The organism is Mesorhizobium sp. M1E.F.Ca.ET.063.01.1.1, assembly GCF_003998155.1.
Lineage (GTDB): Bacteria > Pseudomonadota > Alphaproteobacteria > Rhizobiales > Rhizobiaceae > Mesorhizobium.
This window is the reverse complement of the sequence record NZ_RZSC01001668.1, coordinates 1-421: the sequence shown is the minus strand read 5'-3', so window position 1 is coordinate 421 and position 421 is coordinate 1. Positions and strand designations below refer to the sequence as shown.

Below are 421 nucleotides of genomic sequence, written 5' to 3'. Positions count from 1 at the left end.
GATGTGCCCCAGGTTTTGATCAGCCTGATGGAGCGGGCCAAGGACCAAGGTGGCTCCGTCAGGCTTGCGCTCTACGAGCTTGGCGACGACGAATTGAGCGACGCGATCATCGCCGCCAAGGATGTCGTCGAAGTCATCCTTTCCAATTCGGGCAAGGACGAGCAGACGAAGGAATGGGACTTCGGCAACGCGCCGTTCCGGAAGCGGCTGCGCGATGCCGGCGTCGTGGTGACGGACCGCCTGTTCAACAACAACCATATCGGCCACAACAAGTTCGCGGTCTACCGCGATGCCCATGGCAAGCCGCAAGCAGTGATGACCGGCAGCACCAACTGGACCTCGACCGGCATTTGCGGGCAGTCCAACAACGCCTTCGTCCGCGACGACCCGGCGATGGCAGACGTGTTCAACGCCTATTGGG

The 421-nt window shown here is 61.5% G+C and carries 1 protein-coding gene; it reads left to right on the top strand.

Annotated features, from left to right (window positions below; genetic code table 11):
* Nucleotides 1–421 (top strand): phospholipase D-like domain-containing protein (locus tag EOA29_RS40330; protein ID WP_245468883.1); only part of this gene is annotated, 421 nt, incomplete at both ends.